At 50.4% G+C, this 23,334-nt stretch carries 20 protein-coding genes; 10 read left to right on the forward strand and 10 right to left on the reverse strand.

Features of this window, described 5'->3' with window-relative positions; translation table 11 throughout:
- Nucleotides 1-126: 126 nt before the first annotated feature.
- Together E8E00_RS14640 and E8E00_RS14645 are read right to left on the reverse strand one after the other, a co-directional pair.
- Entirely contained in the window at nt 127-609 is a 483-nt protein-coding gene (locus tag E8E00_RS14640) for a GrpB family protein (RefSeq protein ID WP_096632789.1), read from the reverse strand.
- Between the two features lie 151 nt (nt 610-760).
- The gene (locus E8E00_RS14645; protein ID WP_096632395.1) at nt 761-2,446 is read right to left on the reverse strand and encodes an amidohydrolase; all 1,686 of its coding nucleotides are present in this window, start codon (nt 2,444-2,446) and stop codon (nt 761-763) included.
- 224 nt (nt 2,447-2,670) lie between these two features.
- On the opposite strand from E8E00_RS14645, the gene E8E00_RS14650 reads away from it, so the two are divergent.
- Together E8E00_RS14650 and E8E00_RS14655 are read left to right on the forward strand one after the other, a co-directional pair.
- A complete protein-coding gene (locus E8E00_RS14650; protein WP_096632392.1) occupies nt 2,671-3,834 on the forward strand; it encodes a DEAD/DEAH box helicase in 1,164 nt (387 codons plus the stop codon).
- Nucleotides 3,835-4,186: 352 nt separating this feature from the next.
- Entirely contained in the window at nt 4,187-6,031 is a 1,845-nt protein-coding gene (locus E8E00_RS14655) for a ricin-type beta-trefoil lectin domain protein (RefSeq protein ID WP_096632389.1), read from the forward strand.
- Nucleotides 6,032-6,096: 65 nt separating this feature from the next.
- On the opposite strand, the gene E8E00_RS14660 is transcribed toward E8E00_RS14655, so the two are convergent.
- Both E8E00_RS14660 and E8E00_RS14665 read right to left on the reverse strand, forming a co-directional pair.
- A complete protein-coding gene (locus E8E00_RS14660) occupies nt 6,097-6,723 on the reverse strand; it encodes a DsbA family protein (RefSeq protein ID WP_096632386.1) in 627 nt (208 codons plus the stop codon).
- On the reverse strand, nt 6,717-7,586 hold the full coding sequence (locus tag E8E00_RS14665) for an MBL fold metallo-hydrolase (protein ID WP_096632384.1): 870 nt from the start codon (nt 7,584-7,586) through the stop codon (nt 6,717-6,719). The genes E8E00_RS14660 and E8E00_RS14665 overlap by 7 nt, the downstream gene beginning before the upstream one ends.
- Nucleotides 7,587-7,754: 168 nt before the next feature.
- On the opposite strand from E8E00_RS14665, the gene E8E00_RS14670 reads away from it, so the two are divergent.
- Entirely contained in the window at nt 7,755-8,657 is a 903-nt protein-coding gene (locus tag E8E00_RS14670; RefSeq protein WP_096632381.1) for a LysR family transcriptional regulator, read from the forward strand.
- Between the two features lie 42 nt (nt 8,658-8,699).
- Here E8E00_RS14670 and E8E00_RS14675 read toward each other — a convergent pair whose 3' ends face one another.
- The 6 genes from E8E00_RS14675 to E8E00_RS14700 all read right to left on the reverse strand — a co-directional run bounded on the left by E8E00_RS14675 (nt 8,700) and on the right by E8E00_RS14700 (nt 13,983).
- Nucleotides 8,700-9,179 (reverse strand): YaiI/YqxD family protein, encoded by a 480-nt coding sequence (locus E8E00_RS14675; RefSeq protein WP_096632378.1) that lies wholly within the window; start codon nt 9,177-9,179, stop codon nt 8,700-8,702.
- Between the two features lie 64 nt (nt 9,180-9,243).
- The gene (locus E8E00_RS14680; RefSeq protein WP_096632376.1) at nt 9,244-10,341 is read right to left on the reverse strand and encodes a S9 family peptidase; all 1,098 of its coding nucleotides are present in this window, start codon (nt 10,339-10,341) and stop codon (nt 9,244-9,246) included.
- Nucleotides 10,342-10,368: 27 nt separating this feature from the next.
- On the reverse strand, nt 10,369-11,127 hold the full coding sequence (locus E8E00_RS14685) for a MipA/OmpV family protein (protein ID WP_168174090.1): 759 nt from the start codon (nt 11,125-11,127) through the stop codon (nt 10,369-10,371).
- 75 nt (nt 11,128-11,202) lie between these two features.
- On the reverse strand, nt 11,203-12,492 hold the full coding sequence (locus E8E00_RS14690) for a HAMP domain-containing sensor histidine kinase (protein ID WP_096632371.1): 1,290 nt from the start codon (nt 12,490-12,492) through the stop codon (nt 11,203-11,205).
- Complete coding sequence (locus E8E00_RS14695; RefSeq protein WP_096632368.1) at nt 12,489-13,163, reverse strand: response regulator transcription factor; 675 nt, start codon at nt 13,161-13,163, stop codon at nt 12,489-12,491. Before E8E00_RS14695 ends, E8E00_RS14690 begins: the two co-directional genes overlap by 4 nt.
- A gap of 133 nt (nt 13,164-13,296) precedes the next feature.
- Nucleotides 13,297-13,983 carry a type 1 glutamine amidotransferase domain-containing protein gene (locus E8E00_RS14700; RefSeq protein ID WP_096632366.1) on the reverse strand — a complete coding sequence of 229 codons (687 nt, stop codon included), beginning with the start codon at nt 13,981-13,983 and terminating at the stop codon, nt 13,297-13,299.
- A 246-nt stretch (nt 13,984-14,229) separates the two neighbouring features.
- Here E8E00_RS14700 and E8E00_RS14705 point away from each other — a divergent pair, with 246 nt between their 5' ends.
- From E8E00_RS14705 to E8E00_RS14735, 7 genes are all read left to right on the forward strand, one after another.
- Nucleotides 14,230-14,760, forward strand: coding sequence for a copper resistance protein NlpE (locus E8E00_RS14705; RefSeq protein WP_096632363.1), 531 nt, complete (start codon nt 14,230-14,232; stop codon nt 14,758-14,760).
- Between the two features lie 475 nt (nt 14,761-15,235).
- Nucleotides 15,236-16,423: an ectoine hydrolase DoeA gene (gene doeA, locus E8E00_RS14710; protein ID WP_077641416.1), complete on the forward strand. Its 1,188-nt coding sequence runs from the start codon at nt 15,236-15,238 to the stop codon at nt 16,421-16,423.
- A 158-nt stretch (nt 16,424-16,581) separates the two neighbouring features.
- Nucleotides 16,582-17,577: a N(2)-acetyl-L-2,4-diaminobutanoate deacetylase DoeB gene (gene doeB, locus E8E00_RS14715; RefSeq protein ID WP_077641417.1), complete on the forward strand. Its 996-nt coding sequence runs from the start codon at nt 16,582-16,584 to the stop codon at nt 17,575-17,577.
- Between the two features lie 10 nt (nt 17,578-17,587).
- Nucleotides 17,588-18,079 (forward strand): Lrp/AsnC family transcriptional regulator, encoded by a 492-nt coding sequence (locus tag E8E00_RS14720; protein WP_069587859.1) that lies wholly within the window; start codon nt 17,588-17,590, stop codon nt 18,077-18,079.
- A gap of 190 nt (nt 18,080-18,269) precedes the next feature.
- Complete coding sequence (locus tag E8E00_RS14725) at nt 18,270-20,039, forward strand: PKD domain-containing protein (protein ID WP_136588399.1); 1,770 nt, start codon at nt 18,270-18,272, stop codon at nt 20,037-20,039.
- Between the two features lie 254 nt (nt 20,040-20,293).
- Nucleotides 20,294-21,853 carry an NAD-dependent succinate-semialdehyde dehydrogenase gene (locus tag E8E00_RS14730; protein WP_077458186.1) on the forward strand — a complete coding sequence of 520 codons (1,560 nt, stop codon included), beginning with the start codon at nt 20,294-20,296 and terminating at the stop codon, nt 21,851-21,853.
- Nucleotides 21,854-21,885: 32 nt separating this feature from the next.
- Nucleotides 21,886-23,289 carry an aspartate aminotransferase family protein gene (locus tag E8E00_RS14735; protein WP_069587863.1) on the forward strand — a complete coding sequence of 468 codons (1,404 nt, stop codon included), beginning with the start codon at nt 21,886-21,888 and terminating at the stop codon, nt 23,287-23,289.
- Nucleotides 23,290-23,334 lie beyond the last annotated feature (45 nt).

Here is a 23,334-nt window from a genome sequence, read left to right on the forward strand (position 1 = left end):
AATAAAACCTTTCCCAATCAGGATCTTACAACCCCCTTATTTTGCCGATTTAAAGGGATAAACTAGCCTCAGAGAAAGCGCAAGAGACACAGTTAGACCTCGGCAACGATAAAAAAGTTTTTCGCCTTACAAACCGGCTGACGAAGATAAAACCTGCTCCACAAACCTCGCTTTTCTTTCCCGATAGTCGTCTTGCTCAAACCCTTCACAGGCGCGTTTAAGCGCATTGTAGGTTTGAACCAGTTGTGGATTAGCGCGCAGCGTGTCTCGAAAGGTCAGAAAGTCTTCGAACTCAGAGCCATTGGCCACCACTTGCAACGCAACATCGTCATCCTGTTTGGATTCCAACATACATAGCTCGGGAGTCCGTAACGTGTTTCGCTTTTCTTGAAAGCCCAACTCAACTAGCCGCGCCACAGCCTCCTCATGCTGTAAGGCGGGTACACCAACAAAAATATCGAGATCGCCTTTCGATATTGCTGAAGGGATCGACGACGCGCCAATGTGCTCGACTCGCGCCTCAGGAAGTTGGTGTTGGATAGCCACTCGCCATTGATTGAATAATCGCTCGCAAGCAGGTTGGTATTGGTCGGCAGCATAAAACTTCATCATGTCAGTGTTCGACATCCTTTTCGAAAACGCATCATACCGCGAAAGGCCAGCGTACTCTTTGCCGTGAACGTCTAGCCCTCTCGGGCCACGAAATTTTTAATATATTGATAAAGCGAGCTTTTGTCACCAAACCCGCCAACTGAACAAATCAACGGGTCGCATCAAAGACGATCTCCCCTTGTAACAGGGTCATCAAAACGGACGTCTCTGGCACCTGCGTAATGGGCATGAGGGTAATGTCATCACTGAGTATCACCAAGTCTGCGGACTTACCCACCGCAATAGAACCTGTGAGTGCCTCAAGTCCCAAGCTTTTCGCGGCATTAATGGTGTACGCATCAATGGCAGTGTGAATATCAGGCAGCCCTGTCGCGTCCATAATGAGGCTGTTAGCGATGCCCACTAGCGGATTAATACTGTGCACATTCCAATCGCTGCTTAACGTCACATTGGCGCCCGTTTTAAAAAGAGCATTCACGTTCATCAATGCTTTCGCTCGCTTGAGCCCCAAAAAATATTCGGCCCACCGATGATCATGCGCGGCGACATAATCAGAGCCTACTTGAAAATCAGCTGTCACACTCAGCTGGCTAAACCGAGGTAGATCGCTGGGATCAACCAACTCGACATGCGTTAATGTGTAAGGATGGCGACTGCCTTGGCGACGCACGGATTCAATCGCATTGAGCGAAGCATGCACTGCAGCGTCTCCAATCGCATGAATGTGTGCGCCGTAGCCTATTTGCCGCAATGCATCCAACCAGTCGGCCATAGCTTGCGGTGGGATATAGTGAAGGCCGTTAGGGTAAGCGGGCAAGTAGGTGTTTAAATAGGGAGCCAGCGTTTTCGCCGTGCCATTAATGATAATGCCATCACTGTACATTTTCACTTGATCCACCCGCAGTAAGCGCTGTGGATCGCTGGATTGAATGCCTTTTAAGAACGCAAGCTGAGCTGACATCGGCTCTTGCGGGTAAATCCAAGGACGGAGAGACACACGCGCGGTAAGATCGCCATTTTGCTCGGCTTGCTGCCACACCTCAAACCAACCACGTTTCCAGTAAAGACGGCCATCGCCAATCGTAGTGATCCCATGCGCAGCAGCGGCATCCAAACCTGCGAGTAAACCAAGGTAACTTTGTTCAAACTTTCCCTCAAGTTGGTTCCACGCAAGTTCCATGACGATGTCACCAGCATTATCGAGCAAAATACCATTTAGCTCGCCTGTTTTTTCATCTTTTAAAATCACCCCTCCTTGTGGGTTCGGCGACTGCTTATCGATGCCCGCCAGCGCTAATGCCGCCGAGTTCACCCACATGGAGTGCGACGTTTGCTCCATCAGGACAACCGGCCGTTTAGGAAAAATACTGTCTAGCACCTCTAATGGCGTGTGCGCTTGGCCCGCAGCGAGGATTGCATCCAATGAAAACCCATACCCCATCAGCCAGCCATCCGACTGCGCTTGTTGACGGCAATAAGTCAGGTAGGGGATCTGCTCCATTAGGCCCGCATCTAGACTGAGCTCGCAGTTTCCCCCAGCAGACGATGCCGCTTCAAAGACATGATTGTGATTATCGATAAAACCGGGCATCACAAATGCTTGTTCCACATCCAGCCAGACAGTATCAGGGGTGCGGTAGGTGCGAACCGCCTCCTCCTTTCCAATAAAGACTATCTTACCGTCATCGACGACGATGCTGTCGGCCTCATCGAGGCCATAAATTGTTGCATTGCTGATAATCAGATCCGCGGATTGCGCGGCAGCGCCGCCAGCGGCCAGAAAACAACATAACGGCAGAACAAAGCGTGCAAACCTGTTTATTAATCCATCCATGAGGGGGGCTATCCACGAATATGGGCCAATACAGTCAGTATAGGTGTTTTCATTTCCAATCCTTGTTCAGCTCATCATATCCTTTACCTATTGTTGCCAAAGCCAAGAAACTACCCGCCGTCAGATTTTGCGTCGTGCTACTGTAAGGTTCGTGCTAGACTCCACGCCATTCAGTGTGTCTGGGCGGTAACACAGTCACACGCTTCTTGTTTGTTGAGTCTGTTATGCCATTTAAAAAACTAGGGTTAAGCGCCTCGCTTTGCCAAGCTATTGCCCAACGCGGCTTTACCACGCCAACGTCTATTCAAGCGAAAGCGATTCCGATCATCCAACAAGGGCATGATCTGATTGCTGCGGCACAAACGGGCACCGGGAAAACCTCGAGTTTTATCTGGCCTATCATCGATAAATTATCTGCCGGTGAGGCTGGGCGCAAAAAGCGCGCTCGCGCTCTCGTCATCGCCCCTACTCGTGAACTCGCTCTGCAAGTGGCTGAGAGCGCACGTCAAGACAGCCAGTTTACTGAGTTAAAAACCTTGGCGATGGTTGGCGGCATGGACGAGCAAGCACAAAAGCAAGCCTTGATCGACGGCGTCGACATTTTGGTCGCCACCCCGGGACGTCTACGGGATTTACTCAGCCAACGTGCCGTCTATCTAGATGAAGTAGAAGTGCTGGTTCTCGACGAAGCAGATCGCATGCTGGATATGGGCTTTATTGATGAGATTCAACATATTCTAGATCGATTGCCGGCAAGCACGCAGTGCTTACTGTTTTCGGCCACGCTGTCTAATAAAGTGCGCGATCTAGCCAAAGCCACCATTGGCGATGAAGGCAAAGAAATTAGCATTGCCGCACGAGATGCCTCGAAAGAGAACATTACTCAGTGGTGTATTCCAGTCGATAAAGATAAGAAATCCGCACTACTTAGTCATTTGATTAAAGAGAATGGTTGGACACAGGCGTTGATTTTTATCGAAACCAAACACGGCGCCGCCAAACTCGCTACCCAGTTGGAAAAACGGGGCATTGCCGCTGAAGCGTTTCACAGTGGACGCAGCCAAGCCGTACGAACCCAATTGCTAGAAGACTTTAAAAACGGTGACATCCAATTTTTAATTGCGACCGGTGTCGCCGCGCGTGGCATTGATATTGAGTCGCTTGAGCGCGTAGTCAATTATGATCTACCCTTCCCAGCCGACGAGTACGTACACCGGATTGGCCGTACCGGCCGAGCCAGTGCTCAAGGCGAAGCGATTTCATTGGTCTCAAAAGACAACACCAAAAACTTGCGCATGATTGAAGCACGTCTCGGACATCCACTTGAACGCCGCATCATCGAAGGCTTTGAGCCCAAAAAGCCAGTGCCGCTGACTGCGCCAAGATAGAGTCATAGAATAATTAACACTAGTATCCAAACGCTCATATCAATGGGCGTTTTTTATTTCACCCAAATATGCAACTTATTTAATAATAAATGGCTTTTGCAATCGTTATCATTCGAGCGCATTAATAATAAAAACTAATCTATATTAAATGACAATTTAATATGTAGACAAAATTATCCATAAAAACAGAAAGTTCGCCACTCGTCTTTTCATGTTTACTATCACAGTTTTTATGTCTAAAGATAATAATATATTGATTTCATTAATCACTAAAACTAGTGTCCGCTCGCCGTTAAAGAACTATTCCACTCGGCAAAAAAAACATAAAAACAAACAACGTAGAGTAATTATAATGAAAAGAATGATCACATTGTTGGCTATCGCTATACCATTATCCGCTTCCGCGGATGATCAACAAATAAATACCTTTATGACGGAGTTCCATCAAGACCCCCAAAAGGTCATGAATGCACTTCCTCCGAAAGGGGGCGACAACTATCAAACCCCTGAAGCTAATGTTGTAGAGCGCTTTCGGGCAAGAATACGTGATGACATTATGGCGCGCGCAGCTGGCACACCGCCACCACTAGACCTTAATGGTCGTATTGTCGAGCCCTTATCAAACATACGCTTGTATAATGATAATCCGGCTCGCTTGGTTGATGCAGGAAATAATTTAATCCGTAATTTATCATTATTAAGCCAGCAAGCGCCGAATAGCAAAAAACTGACGACACAGCCATGGTCAGATACCTATTGGCCGTTATATTCAGGTGCCGCAGCATGGCGTTATGCAGACCGTGAACTTTCCGCCTCTAATTGGCAAAGTTATTATGACTTCTCTCATACTATAAAGCCTGTTAATACTTATCCTGCTCATCAACGTGATTTGCTTTCCCCCGCAGAAAAATATGATTTATTAGTGGGCGACGCGAACTATACATTAACCAAAAAGTCGTGGGATTCTGGAAAAGGTTATTTCGAGTCACAAGGGCATGTAGAAAAGTGGATGGGACTGTGTCATGGCTGGGCTGCAGCCGCGTACATGCTGCCTCGCCCCAAACAATCTGTTTCTGTGCCGGACGCGAATGGCGAGATGTTAAAGTTCTATCCCTCAGACATTAAGGCATTAGGAACCTTACTGTGGGCGGAAGCGCCTTTTGACACCAAGTTTATTGGTGGTCGCTGTAATATCAAAAATCCACAAAAAGATGAAAATGGCCGAATTATTGAGCCTGATTGTGTCGACAACAACCCAGGCAGTTGGCACTTAGCGGTGTTAAATCAAATCGGTATCACGGGGCGCAGCATGATCATGGACGCGACCTATGACTATCAAGTTTGGAACCAACCGATTCTCGGATACAAACTTACCTACTTTAACCCACAAACTCACCGCTCTTCGAATGATCCCAACAAGGTTAAGATCCCACTAACCCAATATAGCAAAGATAAGTTCGCGAAATACCGTTCGAGAAGTACGCAGTCGATAGTCGGTGTGCAAATGGTGGTCGACTATATGGTTGAAACCAATCCTACTCATCGTGAGAATGATGTTCCAACATTCGATGGCGTCTCTCGAGTCACTTACTACTACGACTTAGAGTTGGATAAACAGGGCGATATCATTGGCGGCGAGTGGTACCAGAACCGTCATCCTGATTTCTTGTGGACACCGACTCCCAATGCCATTGCTAAATCTTACTATGATGGACAAGGTTCATGGCGTATTGACCAGCCCGTCCCCACGAGCTGGCAGCGTCAGGCACCCCACGCATCACGTTACTCACAGCCAATGACCGCGGTCGTTTCAACGCTCTTCGATGCATCGGCAGGCGCACAAACGCCCGCTCTATCGTGGAAACAGCTAGTGACCCAAGACAACCATTGCCTCGACGTTGAGTCAAGCAGCAACCATCCCGGCGCAAACGTATTTGGCTGGCAATGTCATGGTGGTAGTAATCAGCAGTGGCAATTAACGCCTGAAGGAAAACTCATTAGTAAAGTGGCACCAGATTTATGCTTGGATCAGCAAGGTGTACAAATCAGCATGGAATCGTGCGCTGACACCCCGAGCCAAACATGGCGCTTTGAGGGTGGGCAAATAAAAAATGCGTTAGATAATGCGTTGAAATGGAATGCAAATACTTGGCGAGTGGGCGCTGACATCAAGGGCAGTCAGTGGGAATGGCGCTAGCCTCTAACTCTCCCCCTTAAGTCACAAACGGCGAGCTTTATGCTCGCCGTTTTCGTTTGTTTGCTTTATGCCTGAGTCAGTGTTTGCCACAGCGCCTGCCATGCGTCTGGGCGGCGATAGTATTGGCTCACTGTAATGGCTTGCCATTGACCGTTTTGCTCCACCAGCATGGATGGAAAGCCTCGTAAGCCATGCGCTGCCATCAATTGACGGGTTTGATTTACCTCGGGCATCACGTCATTTTCGGCGCGATTCATCGCCTGTTGCCAAGCCTCTGCCTCTATCCCCATCTCACTGGCAAGCTCTGCGAGCGTGTCAGCTTCATAGACGGAGCGACCTTGCTGATAATGGCCACGCTGGATGCGTTTCAGCATCTCTGCACCCTGACCATCAAGCTGCTGAGCAGCGAGAATAGCTTGCGCGGTCATAAAGGAGTCCAAAATTACCGGCTGGTCGCTTGCCACGCGGTCAAGATAGGCTTGACCAAATGTCTGTCCGGTTTGATCGGCAATGGTTTGATCTGCCGCCAAAATGTGTTGACGAAAGCTGTCTTCAATCGGCGCACGCTCACGCATACCACCCGGATGAAGCTGCAAGTTAATCTCAGGGTTGTTACTCAGGCTTTCAATCAAGGTGGCGGCGCCGAAGCACCAGCCACACATTGGGTCAAAAATATAGTGGACGTTTACCATTCCATCTCTCCCATATGTACTTTGGCACCAATTTCCAAAGCCATCGGCAAACCCGCTTTCGGATATTTCGCTTGCATGGTTTTAATCAGTTCAGCACTGTCTTTGCTGTTTGCTTTCGCCTCGGCAAAGTCTTGCAAATACTGCTGGGCAAAGCTAATGGTGTCAGCGTTTAGTGCCGTGCCCGCGGTCATGTGCCCTGGGATCACCACGTTAGGCTTCAATGCTGCCATTTCTTCTAGTTGTGCGGCCCAACCTTCACGTGCTTGATCAGATTGTGCGTCTGCCATCCAAAGGTGAACATTGCCATACACAGCGACGTTACCGAGGATAGCCTTGTTGGCTGGGATCCAAAGATACGGACGGTGTGCCAACTCGCCTTTCGCGCCACGAATTTCAATTTTACGGCCATCCAGTGTCAATGATGAACGGGTATAGGCAGCGGGTACCACAGGGTTTTGCGGGGCATTGTCACCCATTTTTGGGGCCCAAAATGCCATTTTCCCGTCCAGTTTTTCTGCAATCGTGGCACGTACTGCCGGTGTGGTGATCACCTTGGCATCAGGGAACATGCCGTGCAGCACTTCCGCACCAAAGTAGTAATCTGGGTCGGCTTGGCTGATAAAGATGGTGGTCAGCTCTTTCCCAGAGTCCAGCACTTTAGCGGCAATACGCAGCGCGTCTGCTTTAGTAAAGCCCGTATCAACCACCATGGCTTCGGTTTCGCCATACACCAAGGTTGAGTTTACGTGGAAGCTGTTACCATCCGCGTTATATACGTCTAAGTTCAAGGGTTCAGCATTATTTGCTGCCATTGCGCTACCGGTCAGTAATAAAGAGGCGGCTAGGGTTTTTATCAATTTCATCGTCGTGCTCCGTTGTTTTGCATTCGGTGTTGAGATGCTGTGCAGTTTACGGGCTCGACTTGTTCAGATATATAGCTAATAATTTACATCATTATTTCATAATTCGAGCATGTAAACGGGTCATCCCGCCTTACGAACGGGTGGCTCTTAAGCATAGATGAGATTGACATGGACACACTGACTGCCGCCCGCGTATTGATTGATGTAGCCCTTACGCAAAGTTTTACCGCCACTGCCGAGCGGCTCGAGATGTCGCGCCCCATGGTGACTCGCCATGTAGAAGCACTGGAAGACTGGTTAGGCGTACGCTTATTGCAGCGCACCACGCGCAAAGTATCGTTAACCTCCGCCGGCGAGCAAAGCTTGCCACAACTGGAACAATGGGTTGAGCAAGCCAATGCCCTGACACAGCAATGGCAGCAAGAGACGGGCTTGACCGGCAAAGTACGGGTGGCCACCAGTATGTCGTTCGGTTTTGCGCAACTGATCCCCGCGGTAAAGCCATTTATGGCCGCTCATCCCGGGGTAGACGTAGATATTGAGGTACAGGATAAAGCGGTCGATTTGATTGCGGAACGGATTGATATTGCCATACGTATTGCGTCCAACCCAGATCCTTCCCTAATTGGTCGCCCGATCGCCGCGTGTGATTCCGTCTTGGTTGCGGCACCGGATTATTTAGCCGCCCATACACCAATCCACTCACCGGAGGATCTCACCGCGCATAGCTGTCTCAGTTACAAACAATTTGATCGGCCAATTTGGCATTTAGACAAAGGCGAGGAACACGCCGCGGTTGAAGTGCAAGGTAAACTCTCAGCTAACGAGGCGACCACCTTACTCAGTGCCGCCATTCAGGGCATGGGCGTGAGCATGCAGCCAGTGTATTTGGCTCATAGTGCCATTGCGCGAGGTCAGCTGGAAGTGGTGCTCCCCGATTGGCAACCCAAAGCGATGGATATCTACGCCTTGTACCCGTCACGTCGCAATCAACCACCGGCGGTGCGTGCATTGCTAGATGCGCTGATTGCCCACTTCGCAGATAGCGAGTGGGCACCGGTTGCTATTTAGCCAGCAGAAAAAATTGAGTGATGAGAGAAAAAGTGGGCCGGCTTAATCAGACGATTTTGCTTGCGCGGCATGATAACGCTGCGCTTTAACCAGCCATTTATCAAGCTGGTTGGCAAAGGCTTGTTTTTGCTGCGGACCAAGCGGAGCAGGCCCGCCGGTGTGCACACCGCTACTGCGCATGGTTTCCATAAAATCACGGATATTAAGTCGAGCACGGATGTTTTCTTTGGTCAGCAATTCACCGCGGGTGTTAATCACTGTCACGCCCTTTTCAATCACTTCATCCGCCAGCGGAATGTCTTGGGTGATCACCAAATCGCCCGCCTCTGCCTCGGCAACAATTTGGTTGTCCGCCACATCAAAGCCCTTTTCCACCTGACGTGCGCTGGCATAGGGCGACGGCGGTAAACGAATAAACTGGTTGGCAATAAAGGTGGCTTGAATGTGTGTTCGGTGTGCTGCGCGGACTATCATCTCGCGCATTGCGACCGGACAAGCGTCCGCATCTACCCATATTTGCATGCTGGTTCTCTTAGCGTTAGCGTCAATGCCTGCATTAAACCCCAATTCACCACAAATTGAAACGTTACCCCTGCGTCGTATTCGTGTTTAGCTCAGGCACGCAGATAGTTGTCGACCTTGATTGCCCACCCTCAAACTGTGCTAACCAAGCCGTTAAGCATGGCATCACACCATCGGCGAACGCTGCCTCCCCCTGCCACCAAATCCGTGCCAGTGTTAACCAGCGGTGACGCTCACTGTGCGCATTGGCGATGTTGTCGGTGCGCAGTAGGCTGTGGTCGGCCTTTTCAAACACACGCACGTGATAAAAAGGCAGCGGCGCGTTAGTAAACAGTTGATGATAGATTGAAGCGGTTTTATCCGAATCGACATAAGCATCCTGTGCACCAAATAACGCTAACATGGGCACGTCGAGATCGGTGAAATCCGCGGTCACATCCGAGGCCCAATTACGTTGTACAAATTGCCAAAAGGCCTCGCTCATGGGCGCTTTGTCATCCTGATTTATATGGTCTAGATACTGCTGATACGACGCGCCGGATTGAATCAAGGCATCCACTTTCGCCTCCGCGGCTTGCTCAGTCGCACTCTCTGACTCACTGTATCCGGTGGCTAATCGCCGTTGACGTCCAGAATACTGGGATTGCGCCATCCAGTTGACTGCCCCGCCGACACTGATCAAAAAGTCGATGTTTTCGACTTGGTGCGCCACCTTAGGGATCACCCAACCAGCTTGGCTAAAGCCCATCAACCCCAGCTTGCCATCCTTTATCCCCAAGGTTTGGCGCAAATAGCGAATCGCCGCCGCGACTTCATCGGCCCGATCTTGCATCGATTGCGACCGCCAATCCCCGCTGGAATCCCCCACGCCCGGCTTATCCCAAGACAACGCACACCACCCATTCGCCGCTAACACTCGCCAAAGTGGGAGGTAATAACCAAACGCATCGGTCGGCACGTCACCAGAGCCATGCACAAACACCACGCACTGATGTGGCGTCTCATTACCTTCAGGTAAAATTAACTCACCGGCGAGCCGATTATCGCCGGCGTTAAAGTGAATGGCTTGACGCTTAAGCCCTGCGTATGGTTCATCCATGACTATCACCACAAACGCGCCTATCAGCACCAGCGCTATTAAACTTCGCTTTAGCCACTTCATCCCCTTTCTCCCTCCACCCAATTACCGCTAAAAGGTGTATAAATAGCCGGTATTAAACGACCACAGCTCGTCTCTATCAACAATCGGGCTGTCTGATACCTCATCGCCATAGTGGCGATAACTCACCCCTAACAAAAGATGATGCGCACGGCCAAGCGTGTAATAGAGGTTGAGATCAGATTGAAGCATGCAGGTTTGATCAGGCTGATAAGTGGCTCGACCGGCTTTAGCCTCTTGGGCTGACACGCCAACGTAATAACGACTCACCGCACTACCCACGCAAGTCAGTGACAATTGTGGATCCACCACCCATTGGCCTTGTTCTATCGGCGCGCCATAGCGGGCCACTACCGCACCACTGTTATGATTATCCGAGATATCATGATGGTAGCCGAGCTCAAAATAGCCCACCGACGTTATCCAGCCGGTAGTTAGATTTGCGGTATACACCTTATCGAGACTTTCCATATCCTTGAGGGTTTTGCTGTCACCGCGGGCGTGATCGCCAAACACATCGTCGCCCGCGCCTGCCGACACATACCAGCTGTCGTCCTCGGCAAGATACACACCTAGGGTATCGTTACGATAAAAAATTCCCTCCCATTGCGCTTCAACCACCAGCTCAATGTCTTGGTCATCTTCACCGTCTATATAAATCGACGGCTCGGTATAGCCGACCAGGCCGACGGTCAGATAATTATCTCCAGACACACTGTCGGTTTGCGCGTGTCCAACCCAAGGCGTCAAGGTCAAAAATAAACAGATAAGCGTAGCAAATGGCTTCACCGACGGTTCTCCATAATGGCGAAATAGTAACTGAGAGTTCGCCCTTATCTTGAAACAACCGGTATTAAGAAAACCTTAAGACTCTCCCGTCATTTTGTGCGCGGCTTCCCAATTGATAACCGCCCTCGCCATCTCAGCGTCGCACTGAAATTCAAAATGCCAGTTAAGCTGACCGGCAATGCGCTCAACAAGCTGCAGGCCTAGACCAAATCCGATCTGATTCTCGTCCACGTCTGAATCAATAGGGTTGGCAATCGAAAACTGCCCGTTGGTGATCTTAATCTCAATCACGCCGGGCGCACTGTAGGTGAGCGCATTGCGAATCAGGTTGGCGCTCGCAATACGAAATAGGTCCCTCTCGATACAAATAGGATCACTTTGATTGCCAATATGGACAGTCACTGGCTTATGCGCAGCAAGATACGCCAGCTCATCTACTAGGGTTGCGCACAGCGAGCCAAGGTCGACCTTTGATTGACGAACCTTATCCGGATGTTGCCGCGCCAGCCAAAGCAGTGATTCAGACAACGCCATCATATTGGCGTTGGCACGCGAAGCGCGCTGCAAGGCCGGATAACTGGCATCCTTGTCACCGATGCGCAGTGACAAGGTATCTAAGGATGCCTGCATAATCGCCAAGGGCGTACGCAGTTCATGGCTGGCGTGCTTTAAAAACTGCTGCTCCCGTTGGTTATATTCACGCACCTGTTGCAGCGAGGCCATCAAGTGGTCGGCGATTTGGTTAACTTCACGGACCGAAAAGCGCACATCGATAGCTTTATCAGGGTGTGTTTTTACTCGCGCCGACCATGCCACCAACTCTTTGAGTGGCTTCAATGCATTGTTGAACAACAGCCCAATCACGGTGACAAGCACCAGCATAAAAGCGGCAATTAATACGCTAGCATCGGCCAAAGAGCGCTCGACAATCATGGCGGCTAATGCTTCGATTTTTTCTGCCGCTTCAAATTCGACCAAGTATAACCCTTGCGATAGGTGCTCGCCGGAGTACACCAAATAGCCATACTCACGTGCTCCACTATCGTTGATACGCTGAATTTCTATCGGATCATCGGGTTGTATCGGCTCTGAGGAAAACAAATCACGCACCGATTTTGGGATAGCCTGCCAATCTCGATACGCACTAACAGTGTCGCTTTGGGGCAATGGATAGTTAGGATCGGCGGCCAGCTTTTGCTCTAGCTTGATGGCATCGAGTCGCATGTAGTTTTTGCCTGCCTGACTGATTTGGTAAAAGCTAAACACGGTGACAAGCGCCAACAACCCGATAAAGATCGCCAACGCCATCAACAAAAGCTGGCGACGCGATTGTGCTGCAAGGCTTCGAACAGGACTTTGGCTCATACTGGCGCGGCCTCAGAAAGAGACAAACCAATGCCGACATGGGTGTGGATCAGCGTTTTAGCAAAGGGCTTATCAACCACTTTACGCAAATGGTGAAGATGCACGTTAATGGTCCCTTGGCGCACATCCTCGCTGGCCCAAATCGCTTCTTCAATATCGCTTTTGGACACCACAGTGGGTGAGCGGCGCGCTAACAACAATAAAATATTCCAGCCAATAGGGGTCAATTTAAGCGGCGTATCACCGCGCGACGCGATATGCTCTTTGGGATAGATCGTCAGATCAGCGATGGTAATACACTCTCGCACCGGTTGATGACGCCGATGCAAGGCTTGTAAACGTGCGAGCAACAAGGGCATGGTGCAAGGTTTGACCACATAATCATCCACGCCAGCGCGAAAGCCCTCAAGCTGGTCGGTGTCCGCGCCGCACGCGGTCAGCATTAACACCGGGGTATCAATGCCCTGCTCACGCAGCTCACGACAAACCGCCATACCCTGTGTTTTGGGCAGCATGTTATCGAGAATCACACAATCAAACGTCTGCTGGCTGGCAAGCTGAATACCCGTTTCGCCGTTGTAGGCAAAATCACAGACGATATTATGCAGCTCTAAATATTCTGAAATCGCTAAGCTGAGGTCGTGGTCATCTTCAATGATGAGTATTTTCATGCGACGTGCTCTTCTATCCGTGTCGTTTTTAATCTACACGAATCCACTGGATAAAATACACCCCACTCTCTTGATCTCGCCCGATACAAAAAAAGCGCCCGCAGGCGCTTTCATCGAGAGACTATCATGTGACTTACTTTAACAACGCCAACACCGCATTGACGCACGCTTCGGACGACACCGGATTTTGCCCGGTGACCAAGTTGCCATCGGTGACCACATACGAGGTAAAGTCATCCGCTTTTTCATAAAGACCGCCGTTTTCTTTGAGCATATCTTCGACTAAAAAGGGGACTACCTCGGTTAAGCCAACGGCAGCTTCTTCGCTATTGGTAAAACCAGTAACCCGTTTGCCTTTCACCAATGGCTCGTCACGATCTGAACGTGTATGGCGGAACACTGCTGGGCCGTGGCATACCGCACCAACGGGTTTGCCCTGATAGTAGAAGGTCTCAATCAACTGACGTGAAGTCGGGTCTTCCGCCAAGTCCCACAATGGGCCATGACCACCGGGATAGAAAATCGCGTCGTACTCGTACGCATTCACATCGCTCAGCTTGACGGTGTTATTAATCATATCTTGCAGCTCAGCATCGCCATCAAAGCGTCGAGTGGAGTCCGATTGCGCATCTTCCGCTTCGCTGTTTGGGTCAATCGGTGCCGTTCCCCCTTTAGGGCTCGCAACCACAACGGTTGCCCCTGCATCTTTAAACGCGTAATAAGGGGTGGTGAACTCTTCAAGCCAAAAGCCTGTCTTGTGTCCCGTCTCGCCCATGGCATCGTGAGATGTCAGCACCATCAAAATTTTGTGTTGTTGCATCATCGCTCCTTGTTGTTTGACGCGTTCATTGACCGCTTTGCTATTCGGCAACCTTGTTACTAACGAAGTAACCCCCAGTTTTGATCAGTTGACGATTTCTTTACTTTCATCGAATAACATTGACTTAAGCCTAGCTTAACAATGACACCCCCCTCCTGTCTGCCGCTACACTGAGTACATCCATTAAGGGCAACGCCCTCATCACGTTTAAAGTAATCATGCATCTAACATACAAAAGAGGTCATCATGAAAAAGGCATTTGTACTAGCACCACTCGCTCTTGTCGCTGTTTTAGTGGGCTGTGAGCAACAAGCCAATGACAAACCAGCAACCGAGACGCAAGTTGAAAGCGCAGTAGAAAATGTTCAAGCTGGCGCAGAACAAGCGATGGATAGCGCCGAGAATGCGGTTGATGCAGCAGGCGACGCTGTCAACGAGATGGTTGATCACCACAATGCAAAACTATCACTGGATTGGAATGGCACGTATCAAGGTGTCGTCCCCTGTGCAGATTGTGAAGGCATCGAAACCAGCCTCACGCTGAATGACGATAACACCTACGTATTAACTAAAACCTATCTTGGTAAAGAAGGTGAGGCGCTAAAAGAGGAAGGGACCTTCACTTGGGGCGACATGGGCACCATCATCACCCTCCAAGGCCTAACCGACACGCCCAATCAGTTCTTCGTGGCAGAGAACCAAATCATCATGCTCGACATGAACGGTGAGCGTATCGACGGTGATTTAGCCGACATGTATGTGCTGAAAAAGCAATAAGCACCGTTTTAAGCACCCAATCAGCAGGTTGGGTGCTATTGATACAACCTGCTGCCTAAACCTGGTTCAGTGCTTTGAAAAGGCGCTGGGCCGCTTTCCACCTTATGGCCATACCCGCTTTTCGTTATTTTCTCTCCCTCCGCGTTTACACTGTTAATAACAGTTGTCACATTAGTGACAAAATTGTTTCTAACAAAACTTGACGATATTTCACTCTATGGTGTAACTCTTAACTAGAGGCGAAACAAAACCTTATCCTGTTGTGGAGAGCAGTGCACCATTGTCAATAAATTAGACAGTGAAAATCAGAGATGTACAGCCGCACACACAAGCGAGCCTCCTCCGTTTGTTCGATAACAAGACCGAAAAACGGCACCTTTCTGTACCGGTAATCGCCTTTGATCCAAGTTCGATTACCGGTCAGTAGTACGTTTTAGTAGCGCCACAGTCGTGGTATTGGACAGGAGTCATGCGTATGAGCGACGTTGTATTGAAGTTTTCATACGAAGAATACAGCGCCCGTTTAGCGAAGGTTCGCTATGCGATGGAAGAGCATGAGATCGATACCTTGTTGGTCCATGACCCTTCTAACATGGCATGGTTAACAGGCTATGATGGCTGGTCGTTTTATGTGCCTCAATGTGTTGTGATCGGCGCGACAGGCGACCCTCTTTGGTTTGGTCGCATTCAAGACGCTAACGGTGCATTACGCACTGTCTACATGAGTGCAGAATGCATCACTTATTACCCTGACCACTACGTGATGAATCCCCCGCTCCACCCTATGGAGTACTTGTCTAACTATGTACTCGCTGAGCGTTACTGGGATCGCGGACGCATTGGTGTTGAGAAAGACAACTATTATTTCAGTGCCACCGCGTTTGAATCATTAAAAGAAAATCTCCCGATGGCTACCTTGGTCGATGCGACTGGATTGGTCAACTGGTGTCGCGCGGTGAAATCCGATCAAGAACTGACCTATATGCACACCGCCGCACGCATTGTAGAAAACATGCATCGTGTGGCTTTTGAAATGATTGAGCCCGGCTTACCCAAACACCTACTGGTGGCCGAGATCAATAAGCATGCGGTAGTCGGTCATGACGGTCACTTCGGTGACTACTCAGCCATCGTCCCCATGCTACCCTCTGGTGGTGATGCCGCCGCCCCTCATCTCACGTGGGATGATCGTCCGTTTAAACGGGGAGAAGGCACCTTTTTTGAAATTGCCGGCGTACATCGTCGTTATCATTGTCCGCTCTCTCGTACCATTTTCTTGGGCGAACCGGGCTATGAGTTCCTACGTGCGGATGAAGCCCTGCAAGCCGGCCTTGAAGCTGGACTTGCCGTCGCCAAGCCCGGTAATACCTGTGGCGACATTGCCAACGCGCTCAATGATGCGTTGTTGCGCTATGGATTTGACCGAGAAGGCGCACGGTGTGGATACCCGATTGGGCTGAGCTACCCACCCGATTGGGGAGAGCGCACCATGAGCTTACGCCCCAGCGATCAAACCATTTTGCGTGAGGGAATGACGTTCCACTTTATGCCGGGATTGTGGATGAAAGATTGGGGGATGGAAACCACAGAAAGCATTGTGATCACCCGAGATGGTGCGCAAACACTGTGTGATTTGCCCCGTCAGCTTTTTATCAAGCATTAGCGGCATCTATCGATAAAATCAATCAGGGCACAGCCATTGTGCCCTTTTCTATTCAGCCAAGTGGGTATTTTTGGCTACACTGATAAAGTGATGATTTAACATCAAACTTTACTGCGACAAGCCGTATAACATGCCAAGACACATCACAAGGAGAGGTTATGGAACCTACCGCGATTGAAGCCACCGTCGATTTCCATGCCGATGGCGTGCAGCACGGCTTCCTAAAACTGCCTCACTCGCACGACCAGTCTGCTTGGGGCTGTGTCACCATCCCTATTACCGTGATCAAAAACGGCGAGGGCAAAACCGCACTGCTGACCGGTGGTAATCATGGGGATGAATATGAAGGTATCACCGCGCTACTCAATACCTGTCATCAACTGATGCCAAGCGATATTAAAGGGAGAGTGATTATCTTACCCATGATGAACGCACCCGCAGTAACCGCAGGCACGCGCACATCACCTTGGGATCAAGGCAATATGAATCGCGCCTTTCCCGGCTCGCCCACTGGCAGCGTCACCGAGCAGATCGCGGATTACTTCACTCGGTATTTAATCCCACAGTGTGATACGGCACTTGATATCCATTCTGGTGGAAAAACCTTGGATCTTATTCCCTATGCCGCGTCTCACCGTTTAGAAAATCTACAACAAGCGGAAGCTTGTGCAGAGGGCGCGCGCTTATTCGGTGCACCTTATCAGGTGCAAACCACCGAGATGGACGCCACCAGCATGTACGACACCGCAGTAGAGCAACAAGGCAAGATTTTCGTTACCACTGAGCTTGGCGGCGGTGGCACCAGCACACCGGAATCGATCGCAATCACCCAGCGAGGTATTCATAATTTCTTGGTCTTTTCTGGCGTGTTGCAAGACGACTATCGCCATCCCCGTGTACCTCCCATCGCACTGGAGTTGCCTGACAAGCATTGTTACGTCCAAAGCGAACATGCCGGCATCATTGAATTCTGTGTACACCTCGGCGATCCCATCAAACGTGGTGATTTGATCGGTAAAGTACATAACATCGAACGGACAGGAACAGAGCCCGTCCCTTACTATGCCGAGCGTGATGGCATTTTGCTGGCTAAGCGCCACCTCGGTCGTATTTACATGGGCGATACCTTTGCCGTCATTGCTGAGCCTGTTTAGTGGAGGTGCCATGAAGTTAGACAAATTTGATATAAAAATCCTTCAAATCCTCCAGCAAGATGGAAGGATCACCAAGTCTAACCTTGCCCAAGCGATCAATTTATCGGTCAGCCCATGTTGGGAACGTGTCAAACGCCTCGAGCAAGCAGGGATCATTGAAGGTTATGGAGCGCGGATTAACCCTGATGCGGTAGTGAAGTTAAATACCGTGTTAGTCGAAATCACGCTTGGTCAGCACGATGTTGACAGCTTTCAACGCTTTGAGCGCGCCATGCAAGCCTGTGAAGATGTGAAAGAGTGCTGGGCCACAGGTGGGGGGATAGACTACATTGTTCGGCTTGGCGTGACCGATATAGACTACTACCAACGGCTTATCGATAACTGGCTGACTGACAATTTAGGCATAAAACAGTACTACACCTATATCGTCACCAAGCAAGTCAAACGCCCTGCGTTGACGTTACCACTCGAAACACCGGATATCGCCGCCAATAACTATTGATAAAAATATAATTTAGCGAGTCTTTCCGGACTAATATTTAACTTTTTAACAACATAAAAGCAACTGTTTCATGATTACTTGATAAGTCTATCATTCTAGACATAGCGATTACACGACTCACGTCGGCTTAACTAGCCTCTATCGGGAAGACATTGATGTCTTACTCACTCACTGTAGATAGAGGATAATAATGAATAAGTCAGTTATGCTATCCGTCAGCGTCGCGCTTCTTAGCGGCATGGCGCTCCCCGTATCAGCGGCAGACACACTTCCAACTCCCGCTCCCATTAACATCGCAAGCCAGTACAGTCTCCAAGCCGATTTAGCGCCTCCAAAAACATTTCGTGCTACCGCACTCGGTGAAACGTATCAAAACAGCATAAAAATACATCAAGCAGACGCCGCCTTCGTCAAGGTACACTTCGCACAGTTTTCACTGCCTGATGGCGCTTATGTCGATGTGACAAGCGCCGATGGGACTGAGAGCTACCGCTATAGCAATCAAGCCAATGGCAAGCGCACATTTAATCCCACTCAGGGTGACGACGGTGTGACACAGTTTTCGGCCATGTCCGTCCACGGCGACACCGCAATTGTGACGCTCGTCCTTCCCACAGGCACCCAATGGCAACCTCAGCATGCGCTACGTGTCGATCGTTACCAAGCGGGCAATCCGGAAAACCTGATGGAGGCAGCCCAAGACGTGGGCACGCTATCGACGTGCGGAATCAACGAGCGTAAAGATGTGGCATGTTGGCAAGATAGCCATCCAGAGGAATATGAACGCAGTCGCCCTGTCGCACGCTTGCTTATGAATGGCAGTGGCTTGTGTACTGGTTGGCGCGTAGGGCCTGATAATCATATGTTCACCAACAATCACTGTGTTGAAAGCCAGTCTGAGCTGACTAGCACGGAAATATGGTTTAATTATCAGCGTCCAAGTTGTGGCAGCGGCACCATCAGTGACATCGTTAAAGTCACAGGGGATCAGCTACTCAAAACCGATTATACCCTCGACTACACCCTGTTCAGCGTCAATGACTTCGCGCGAATTGCCCAGTTTGGTTATATGGGTCTTGATGTACGCATGCCACAAGTTGGCGAAACCATCTTTATTCCTCAACACGGCGCCGGTAACCCGAAAGAGCTTGCCATTGAAAGTGACCAAAACAATGGTGGGATTTGCCAAATTGATGTCGCAGCAACCAATGGCCGAGGCACAAATACAGATGCGGGTTACTTCTGTGACACCACAGGCGGTTCATCAGGTTCTCCGGTGCTGGCAAGCAGCAGCCGCAACGTGATTGCCCTCCACCATTTTGGTGGTTGTGAAAACCAAGGGGTACGGATTGATAAGATCTGGCCGCAAGTCGCCAGTGAGTTTAATAATGTTCCACCACAAGGGGATCATCAAGCCGGTGGCGCGCCTATGGCGGTCTTCAGCGGTCAATGTACTGCACTTGGCTGTGCGTTTGATGCCAGTGGTGCAAGCGACACAGACGGGCAAATCGTGAGCTATCAGTGGGATTTCGGTGATGGCTATCAAGGTAGCGGTGTCACTGCATCCCATCAGTACGGCACCGCAGGGACCTATTCCGTCACTCTCACGGTGACCGATGATCAAGGCCTTACCAGCTCTGCGAGTAAAAGTTTCACGGTGGGCAGTGACAACGACTACCCTAAAACCGATCTCAGTGGCGCTAGCAGCAGTTGGCAGCATTTCGTATATACCGCACCGCAAACGGGCACTGCCACCATTCGTATGTATGGCGGAACCGGCGATGCGGATTTATACGTTGAAAAGGGCACCAAGCCAGATCTCAACCAGTTTAGCTGTCGTCCTTACACCAGTGGTAACAATGAAACCTGCAGCCTTGATGTCAACGCGGGCGATGAAGTGTTTATTGGCATTCGAGCCTACCGTGCCTTTAGTGGCGTCACCCTCGATGTAAACCAGTAATCACTCCTTCCTTAGGCGCACCCTGCGGTTGGTGCGCCTAATTTTTAAATACCGACGTCTTGTATATCGCCATTTATCACGCGCAATGGGTGTTTTTGTTATCACCAGAAAATTTTCTTCCGCCTTTCCCTCGTTTCAGAAAAAATTTTGCCGTTAGACAGTTCGAACAGAAAACCTGTCGCGGGCACTTTGCATACAGTAAATGAAGGCAAACGCTGATAGGCAGCGTCGCTGCTTTACGATGAGGAGGGAGTATGACCGTATTCCAATCACGCGATCTTAACTACACAGGTACCGCCGCAAATGCTCTGCGTCACGACGTGGCCGGTAAAGCAAGTTCAGATGTACTCGCGTATCTCGACGATCAGCGTTTATTTCGACAGCTCGCCTACTGCAATGGTAAGTGGGTGAACGGCGACGCCGATACGCCCGTGATGAATCCAGCCACAGGAGAAATTCTGGGCTACACCGCCTCGCTGAGCGCTGCACAAGTCAATCAAACCATCGACGATGCGCAAGCGGCGTTTCATCTGTGGCGTGCGGAGTCGGCCGAAACCCGTGCGGAACGCTTAATGCAATGGCATGACTTAGTGATGGATAACCAACACGATCTCGCGCATTTGATGGTGCTCGAGCAAGGCAAAACACTTCGCGAAGCCGAAGGCGAAATTGCCTATGGTGCGTCTTTTATACGTTGGTTTGCAGAAGAAGCAAAACGTGTTTACGGCGACACTATGCCAAGCCATATTCCTAACGCTCACCTTGCGACCTTGCGTGAACCCATTGGCGTTGCGGCTTTGATCACCCCGTGGAATTTTCCCAGCGCAATGATCACTCGCAAAGCGGCAGCCGCACTCGCCATTGGCTGCAGCGTTATCGTTAAACCCGCGGAAGAAACGCCCTTCTCCGCCCTCGCATTGGCCGAGCTTGCGGAACGCGCAGGGATCCCAGCCGGTGTCTTTAACGTGATCATGGGTGATGCCCCCATGGTTTCAACTCAGCTGTGTCAAAGTGACAAAGTCAAAGCGATGAGTTTTACCGGCTCAACCCGTGTCGGCCGTCTGCTGCTCGAGCAAAGTGCTCACACGGTGAAAAAGTGCGCCATGGAGCTTGGCGGCAATGCGCCCTTTATCGTTCTGCCAGACATGGATATTCAGCAAGCGGCACGTGCCGCCATCGATGCGAAATTCCAAACCTCAGGACAAGACTGCCTCGCCGCAAACAAAATCTTGGTGCCACGTGACAAGTACCAAGCCTTTGTCGATGCCTTCGCCGCATTAATGGACGAACTTGAAGTGGGTAACGGCTTGTTGCCCAGCACGGATATTGGCCCATTAATTTCCTCTCGCGCGGTGGATAAAGCGCAAGCCTTGGTGGATGACGCCATCGCTAAAGGTGCCACCGTGATTGGCGGTAAGCTTAACCCAAATCTCGGCGAAAACTTCTTTGCACCCACCCTAGTCACCAAAGTGACACCCGATATGTTGGTGTATCAAGAAGAAACCTTTTGCCCTGTGGCCGTGGTCATTGCCTATGATGATCTCGACCAAGCCATTGCCATGGGTAACGACACCGAATACGGCTTAGCCGCCTATGTTTACGGCAATGACATTCGTGATATTTGGCGCTGTCTGCGCGGTCTTGAAGTCGGCATGGTAAGCGTTAATTCAGTGAAAATGACCGGGCATCCCATTCCCTTTGGCGGTGTCAAACAATCAGGCTTAGGTCGTGAAGGGAGCCGTTACGGCATCGACGAGTTTAGTGAAATTAAATACTACTGTTTGGGTGGCCTGCCCACCGTGAGCGGCAGCTAATTAAGGTTTGCGTAAGGATAAGGAGACTGATCATGCGTCCAGAAACGAAAGCTTTGTTGGAAAAAGACAGAAACACCGTCTTCCACGCATCAACACACTTGAAGCAGTACGCCCACGGCGAAATGCCTGGCCGAGTGATTGAGACAGGTAAAGGGATTCGTATCACCGACTCAGAAGGTATTGAGCTGATTGACGGATTTGCGGGCTTGTATTGCGTGAACATTGGTTACGGCCGCGAAGAAATGGCCGAGGCCATTTACGAGCAAGCCAAAAAGCTCGCGTATTATCACACCTATGTAGGCCACACCAACGAAGCACTGGTGACCTTGTCTGAGCGACTTATCAAGATGGCGCCGGGCATGAGCAAGGTGTATTACGGGATGTCAGGCAGTGACGCCAATGAATCACAAATCAAGCTGGTGTGGTACTACAACAACGCTCGCGGCAAACCCGAGAAAAAGAAAATCATTTCTCGCGATCGCGGCTATCACGGCTCCAGTATCGCATCCGGGTCGTTAACAGGGCTTCCCTTATTCCATGCGCATTTTGATCTGCCCATAGAGCGTATCAAACACACCATGGCACCCTACTATTATCGTCGTGAAGATAGCGGCATGACCGAGCCTGAGTTTGCACAGCATTGTGCCGATGAACTCGAGAAAATGATCCTTGCGGAAGGCTCTGATACCGTCGCCGCGATGATTGCCGAACCCGTGCTTGGCACCGGAGGTATCGTACCGCCACCAGAAGGTTACTGGACCGCGATTCGCAAGGTGCTGGATAAGTACGACGTTCTGCTGATCGCCGATGAGGTGGTGTGTGGCTTTGGCCGTATTGGTAGTGATTTTGGCTCGATTTACTACGATATGAAGCCTGATCTGATCACCGTTGCCAAAGGGTTAACCTCCGCTTATCAGCCTCTGTCTGGGGTGATGATCGGTCATAAGGTGTGGGATGTGCTGGAAGACGGTACCGATGCATGGGGAGCCATTGGTCACGGGTACACCTACTCTGGACATCCACTGGGCGCAGCCGCCGCGCTATGTAACTTAGACATCATCGAGCGCGAAAACCTCACCCAAAATGCTGCAACCACAGGTGAATACCTGCAAATGAAGATGCAGGCCGCTTTTGCGGACCACCCACTGGTCGGCGATAGCCGCGGGATTGGTTTGCTCCATGCGCTCGAATTCTCGCCCGATCGCGCTAATCGTAGCCACTTTGACCCCAACCTGAAAGTGGGACCACAAGTTGCTGCCGCGTGCTTGGAGCAAGGCTTAATTGCCCGTGCGATGCCACACGGCGATATTCTCGGCTTTGCGCCACCTTTAGTGGTGACACCCAACGAAGTTGATGAAATTGTTGCCAAAGCAAAAGTCGCGGTCGATAAGGTGATGGATAAACTCGTCACCAGCGGTCAATGGCAGCCGAAGTAACAGAGCGTCACCACCGCTAAACGTAAAAAAAAGCGCCGATAATCG

It is taken from the genome of Salinivibrio sp. YCSC6 (genome assembly GCF_004916735.1).
Classification (GTDB): Bacteria; Pseudomonadota; Gammaproteobacteria; order Enterobacterales; family Vibrionaceae; genus Salinivibrio; species Salinivibrio proteolyticus.